This is a genomic window from Caldivirga sp. UBA161 (assembly GCF_002506515.1).
Classification (GTDB): domain Archaea; phylum Thermoproteota; class Thermoprotei; order Thermoproteales; family Thermocladiaceae; genus Caldivirga.
The window spans coordinates 4852-6046 of record NZ_DAXS01000057.1; the positions used below are offsets into that span (position 1 = coordinate 4852).

Genomic DNA, 1195 nt, shown 5'->3' on the forward strand with positions numbered 1-1195 from the left:
GCAATCCACCCAACTGCCGTGTGCATTGCTACACATGGTTCACCCATGGGGGTTATGAGGCCATCCGCCACCATCACGACTACGGGCTCCACAAAGACCTCAAACACCCTCCCCTCAACCTTAACCACAGCGTAGGCTGTTTCATTGACCTTGAAGGGCATTGGCCTGTAGGGTATGTTACCGGCACTACATATGCCGATTACTTGCGGCTATTTACTGAACCTTGTGAATATATCAATGGACGCCATTATGCTATAACCATTACCCACCTTAGCTGCCTTAACGCTAACTATCCTATACCTAATCGTTGCATAATCCTCAACCTCAATCAAGCCTGGTCGGCTCTCCACCACCTCAACATCAAGGGACATTACCATATACCCTCACACTAGCCCTCCTAAACATATCCACAACCTCACTATACTCCCTCACCCACCTCTTCACCTCAAGGTCTATCGCCCATATTCCACTATCGTCGGCGAATATTGCGAAATCACCATTACCCTCAATTACGTACTTCACTTCACCACCTCTAATCCTTATGGAGGCTACTTCAACTGATGCATCGTAGTACGCTGTGGTTGTCATTACAGCCGCTGGAGCCTCTTGCGCAACGTTAGCCACCACATTGGATGGTGCATTACTCACCCACATATATGCATATTAGGGATCCCTGTTAATTAATCTTTATCAATACATTAATCACCATAGTGCCGTTTAAGCCCTAATACCCACCGCCACCTGGGTTTCCTTAACTATCTTTTCGATACTCGGCAGCCTAATTCTCACGTCTTCGGCATCCAGCTTCGCCTCGTGGAATCCCCACACGTGTAGGACCCATGCCCTATCCCATGCCTCCCCGAACCAATCCCCGAGCCTCCTCGATATTGCCAACACCGCCTTCTCGAGTTCAGTCACGGTCCACCTACCCCTCTCATTGACCTTATCCAACACGTCCCTTAGGTCGTAGTGCTGTGCCAACGCCTTAACACACTCCTCAGCAGCCTTATACAGCTTTTCACTAGCCTGCACTGGGTCCTTATCAACTAACCCCCTACCCTCATCCAAGTACTTAACGGCTAACTCAAGCCTAGCCCTCACTGCCGTCCCAGGATCTAGGTCCAGGGCCTTGGTAAGCGCCATTATAACGAAATCACCAACATCAATGCCCCTCCTCACGGCCTCCTCATAGAGC

At 50.0% G+C, this 1195-nt stretch carries 3 protein-coding genes; all 3 read right to left on the reverse strand.

Annotation, left to right across the window (positions count from 1 at the left end; genetic code table 11):
- Positions 1-209: 209 nt before the first annotated feature.
- Positions 210-371: a hypothetical protein gene (locus BP896_RS06525; protein WP_291766892.1), complete on the reverse strand. Its 162-nt coding sequence runs from the start codon at positions 369-371 to the stop codon at positions 210-212.
- Complete coding sequence (locus BP896_RS06530) at positions 361-654, reverse strand: hypothetical protein (protein ID WP_291766894.1); 294 nt, start codon at positions 652-654, stop codon at positions 361-363. Before BP896_RS06530 ends, BP896_RS06525 begins: the two co-directional genes overlap by 11 nt.
- 63 nt (positions 655-717) lie before the next feature.
- On the reverse strand, positions 718-1195 hold a 478-nt coding region (locus BP896_RS06535; RefSeq protein WP_291766895.1), incomplete at its 5' end, for a PaREP1 family protein.

Coding starts and splice junctions, on each gene's coding strand:
- BP896_RS06525 (WP_291766892.1), bottom strand. CDS start 371: ATGTCCCTTGATGTTGAGGTGGTGGAGAGCCGACCAGGCTTGATTGAG.
- BP896_RS06530 (WP_291766894.1), bottom strand. CDS start 654: ATGTGGGTGAGTAATGCACCATCCAATGTGGTGGCTAACGTTGCGCAA.